Origin of the sequence: Klenkia sp. PcliD-1-E (genome assembly GCF_024124375.1) — a bacterium.
Classification (GTDB): Bacteria; Actinomycetota; Actinomycetes; order Mycobacteriales; family Geodermatophilaceae; genus Klenkia.
Genome location: NZ_JAMXRZ010000190.1, coordinates 1 through 4938 on the forward strand (window position 1 = coordinate 1; position 4938 = coordinate 4938).

Annotated in this window: 5 protein-coding genes; 1 reads left to right on the forward strand and 4 read right to left on the reverse strand. The window is 76.3% G+C overall.

Features of this window, described 5'->3' with window-relative positions; translation table 11 throughout:
• Positions 1-608 (forward strand): uridine kinase (locus NH342_RS21960; protein ID WP_253018317.1); only part of this gene is annotated, 608 nt, incomplete at its 5' end.
• Here NH342_RS21960 and nudC read toward each other — a convergent pair.
• The 4 genes from nudC to NH342_RS21980 all read right to left on the reverse strand — a co-directional run.
• On the reverse strand, positions 595-1560 hold the full coding sequence (gene nudC / locus NH342_RS21965) for an NAD(+) diphosphatase (protein ID WP_253018319.1): 966 nt from the start codon (positions 1558-1560) through the stop codon (positions 595-597). The genes NH342_RS21960 and nudC overlap by 14 nt on opposite strands.
• On the reverse strand, positions 1557-2903 hold the full coding sequence (locus NH342_RS21970) for a pitrilysin family protein (RefSeq protein ID WP_253018321.1): 1347 nt from the start codon (positions 2901-2903) through the stop codon (positions 1557-1559). The genes nudC and NH342_RS21970 overlap by 4 nt, the downstream gene beginning before the upstream one ends.
• Positions 2900-4210 (reverse strand): pitrilysin family protein, encoded by a 1311-nt coding sequence (locus NH342_RS21975; protein WP_253018323.1) that lies wholly within the window; start codon positions 4208-4210, stop codon positions 2900-2902. Before NH342_RS21975 ends, NH342_RS21970 begins: the two co-directional genes overlap by 4 nt.
• Positions 4211-4233: 23 nt before the next feature.
• On the reverse strand, positions 4234-4938 hold a 705-nt coding region (locus NH342_RS21980), incomplete at its 5' end, for a DUF2510 domain-containing protein (RefSeq protein ID WP_253018325.1).

Here is a 4938-nt window from a genome sequence, read left to right on the forward strand (position 1 = left end):
TGGCCGACCTGCTGGCCGCCACCGACCCCGAGCCGGGCGCGCACGCGCTGCGGGTGGCCGTCGACGGCCCGGACGTCGCAGACCCGCAGCGGCTGGCCGAGGACGTCGCGGCCCGCCTCCCCGCGCTGGGCCGTCGGGCCGTCGTGGTGCCCGCCGCCGGGTTCCTGCGCCCGGCGTCGGTGCGCCTGGAGCACGGCCGCACCGCCCCCGGTGCCCGCTACACCGACTGGCTGGACGTGTCGGCGCTGGGCCGCGAGGTGCTCGACCGCGTGGGACCGGGCGGCCCCGGTGACGTGCTCCCGCAGCTGTGGGACGCCGTCCGCGACCGGGCCACCCGCGCAGCCCGCGTGCCGGCGGAGGGGGTGCTGCTGGTGCCCGGCGCGCTGCTGCAGGGCGTCGGGCTGGCCTTCGACGTCGTCGTGCACCTGCGGGTGTCGGCCGCGGCCCGCCGGCGCCGGACGCCGGCGGGCCAGCAGTGGGAGCTGCCGGCGTTCGACCGCTACGACGACGAGGTCGACCCGGCCGGCCTGGCCGACGCCGTGGTGCTGGCCGACCACGCCGACCGGCCGGCCCTGGTCCTGCAGGGCCGCTGGGTCAGCCCTCGCTGAGCCACCCGTCGATGATGTGCCGCGCGATGGACACCGGCGGCGGCAGCGCGGCCGGCCCGGCGCCGCTGCGCAGCTCCTCGCGGGTGAACCAGCGCGCCTCCTCGATCTCGTCGTGGTCGACGCGCAGCTGCGTGCCCACCGCGCGGGCCGTGAACCCGAGCATGAGCGACTGCGGGAACGGCCAGGGCTGGCTGCCGACGTAGCGGACGTCGGTGACCTCGATGCCCACCTCCTCGGCGACCTCGCGGGCCACCGCCGCCTCGGCGGACTCCCCGGGCTCGACGAACCCGGCGAGGATGGAGAACCGGCCGGGTGGCCAGACCGCCTGCCGGCCCAGCAGCACCCGGTCGCCGTCGTGCACCAGCATGATCACCGCTGGGTCGGTGCGCGGGAAGACCTCCTGGCCGGTGGTGGGGTCCCGCTGGGTCCAGCCGGCCTTCTCCACCACGGTGGCCGCCCCGGTGTAGGGGCTGAACCGGTTGCGCTCGTGCCACTCCACGATCCCGGTGGCCTGGGCCAGCAGCCCGGCATCCCGGTCGCCGAGGTCCGAGCCGATCTCGCGCAGCCCGCTCCAGCCGTCCACGGGTGCCCCGCCGATGCTCAGCGTGCGCTCCCCGCGGACCACCGCGTAGGCGACCTCGTCGGCGTGGCCGAGGTAGATGCCGTCCCCGGGGAACCGTGCCCGCTGGTCCCACAGCAGCTCGGGCCCGGTCGCGGTCTCCCGCACCGGCACCTGCCGCCGCTCGTCCATGACGAGCACCCGGACCGGTCGGCCGCGCGCGGGGTCGTCGAGGGAGCGGTCCAGGTGCCCGCGGTCGTGCCCGACCCGGGACAGCACGGGGACGTCGTCGGTGGTGGCCGGGGTGTGCTCGGGCCAGACCGCGACGTCGACCGGGAGCTCGCTGGGCGGGGGGTTGTCGGCCGGGGTGCTGCCGCCGGGCGGGACGCTCACCGCTGCACCGGCCCGAGCGCCTCGAGCTGGCCGGCGACCCGCTCGGCGTCGCCGACCACGACGGTGGTCAGCCCGGCGGGGTGCAGCCAGCGGCGGGCCGCGGCGGTGACCTCGTCGAGGGTGACGGCGGCCAGGGCGGCCTGGTGCTCGGTGAGCCACTCGGCGGGCAGGCCGGAGCCGACCAGGGCCGACAGCGTGCTGGCCAGCCCGGCGTGGGTGGCCGTGGCCAGCGCCGTGGTGCCCAGCAGGTAGCGCCGGGCGGCGTCCAGCTCGGCCTCGGTGACCGGCAGCAGGGCGATGCGGCCCAGCTCGTACTGCGTCTCCAGCAGCGCCGGCCCGGTGACCTCGGTGGCGACGTCGGCCTCGACGAGGAAGGACGACCCGGCCTGCAGGTGGTCCACCGAGCTGCGGGGGCTGTAGGTGTAGCCGCGGCGCTCGCGGATGTTCTCCACCAGCCGGGAGGAGAAGTAGCCGCCGTAGACCGTGCTCGCCAGCCGGACCGCGGGCAGCTCGGGGTCGAGCCGTCCGGGGGCCGGGCCGCCGATCCGCAGGTTGGACTGCACGGCTCCGGGCCGGTCGACCAGCTGCAGCGGGCCGGGCGGGATGGCCGGCAGCGGCGGGGCGTCGACGGCGACGCCGGTGCCGGTCCACCCGGCGAGGGCGGTCGCGACGGCGTCGGTGGCGGCGGCCGGGTCGACATCGCCGACCAGGACCAGCGTGCTGCCGGCGGGCAGCACCCGCTCGCGGTGCAGCTTGCGCAGGGCCGCGGGGGTGATGGCCTGCACCTGGTCGGTCTCGGGCAGCTGGACGGCGTAGGGGTGCGCACCGTAGCGGCGGGTGGCCAGCGCGGTGCGGGCCACCACGCCGGGCTGCGAGCGGGCGATGGCGATGCGCTCGGCCACCCGGGCCTTCTCGGCGGCGACGGGGGCGGCCGGGTAGGTGGGCGCGGTGAGCAGCTCGGCGAGCACGCCGAGGACGGCGTCCAGGCCCGTGGGCAGCAGGGTGGTGCCGAAGAGCATCCGGTCGGGGTCGGCCGAGACCGACATCTCGGCGCCCTCGGCCTGCAGCAGCTGGGCGATCTGCACCTGGTCGTGGGACCGGGTGCCCAGCAGCAGCGCGCCGGTGAGCACCGAGGTGCGGGCGACGTGCGCGGCGGCGGTGCGGGCCGAGGCCGCGGCGAAGGGCACCCGCAGCCGCAGCTCGACCAGCGGGACCCCGGCGCGGGGCACGACGGCGACCCGCAGCCCGGAGTCCAGGGTGGTCAGGTGGACGTCGGGGACCGGCTGCGGGCGGGGGTCGCCCAGCGGGGGGACCAGGGACAGGTCGAGGACGGGCGCGCTCATGCGGTGCCTCCGGCGGTGTGCAGCTCGAGGACGGCGGCGGTGTCGCGGGCCAGCCCGCGGGCGGCGTGCTGCACCTGCTCGGGGGTGACGGCGGCCAGCCGGGCGGCGAGCTCGCCGGCCAGCTCGGCGCGGCCGTGGATCAGCTCGGCGGAGGCGAAGCCCAGGGTGCGGCCGAGCACGGAGTCCGCGCCGCGCAGCAGCTGGGTGCTGGTGCGGGCCTGCACGCGGGTGAGCTCGTCGGCGCCGACGCCGTCTTGGGCGACGCGGTCCACCTCCTCGTGGACTGCGTCGAGCACGCGCTGCGGGGAGACGTCGGCGGGGTGGTGCACCTGGGTGGTGAGCAGGGTGGCGTCGCGGACGTCGAAGGGGTCGCCGAACAGCCCGACGTAGGAGGACTGCGCCACCGCCAGGTGGTCGCGGTGCACCAGCCGCAGCTCGAGGCGGGAGGCGTCGCCCTCGCTGAGCAGCTCGCCCAGCAGCACGGTGCCGAGGTAGGTGTCCAGGTCACCGACCGGGTCGGGGACCCGCCAGCCGATGGCCACCGCCGGCGCCGGGGCCAGGGCGTCGACCACGACGCCGTGCCGGGGGCCGGTGGGCGAGGGCTCACCGGTGTAGGGCGTGGCGGGCGCGGCCCGGTGCGGGACGGCGTCGAACCAGCGGCGCACCAGCCGCTCGGTCTCCGCGACGTCGAGGTCGCCGCCGATGCAGAGCACGGCGTTGGCCGGGGCGTAGTACCGGTCGAAGAAGTCCTGCGCGTCCTCGACGGTGGAGGACTCCAGGTCGACGAAGGAGCCGTACCCGTCGTGGGTGTTGGCGAAGGACCCGAACGCGATCTGCGGCAGCTGCAGCCAGGGGAAGGCGCCGTAGGGCCGGTTGAGCACGTTGACCCGGATCTCCTCCTTGACCACGTCGATCTGGTTGCGGAGGTTCTCCTCGGTGATGGCCGGTGCGGCCATCCGGTCGGCCTCGAGGAACAGCGCGCGCTCCAGCGCCTCGGCGGGCAGCGCCTCGTAGTAGTTCGTGTAGTCCTGGTGGGTGGAGCCGTTGAAGCTGCCGCCGGCGGCCTGCACCAGGCGGGCGTGCTCCATCTTCGGCACGTGTGCCGAGCCCTGGAACATCACGTGCTCGAACAGGTGCGCGAAACCGGTGCGGCCCTCGGGCTCGGAGCGCATGCCGACGTCGTAGAAGACGCTCACCGCCACCACCGGGACGCTGGTGTCGGGGGCCAGGACGACGCGCAGCCCGTTGTCGAGGGTGAACCGCTCCACCGGGTGCCGCAGGGTCAGTTCCGCAGGGGGAGAGCTCACCGCCCGAGCCTAGGCGCTGGGTGCTACAGCACGTCGACGGCGTCGATGACCCGGTTGATCACGCCGTAGAGCTCGGCGTGGGTGTTGGGGATGGACAGGTAGAGCAGCGCCGGGGCCGGCCGGCCGGTGTCGACCAGCAGCAGCGCGGCCCGCTCGCCGGTCGCGTCGTAGCCGGCGGTGTCCCAGCTGAGGGTGAACTCGTAGACCCAGCCCGGGGCGCCGTCGACGGTCACCGCCTCGTCGCGCAGCTCCTCGCGCTCGTTGGGCCCGGGGTAGTAGTTGGCCCGCACGCTCTCGGCGAGGGTCTCGACGGTGACCTGCTCGCTGCCGGGCCCGGTCCAGCCGTACCCCTCGGCCACGGGGCCGGAGGTGATCTGGGCGATGAACTCCCCGCCGTCGGGGACGGCGTCCTGGGTGACGAAGTACTGGCCGCGCACCGAGGTGGTCTCCAGGGGTGCCCCCAGCACGTACTCGTACCAGCCGTCCCCGAGGAAGGGGTAGGCGATCCCGGCCGCCTCGTCGACGATCTGCACGGTGCCCGGCGGGAACGTCGGCCCGGTGGGGACCGGACCGGCCAGGCCGGTCGGGCCGGCGTCCGGGCCGGACCGGTCGGCGACGAGCCCCACGACGACCACGGCCACCACCACGACGACCGTGACGACGGCGGCCACCGCGACGCCGACCGCCCGGCCGGGTCCGCGGGGGGCCGGCGGGGGCTGCCCGGCGGG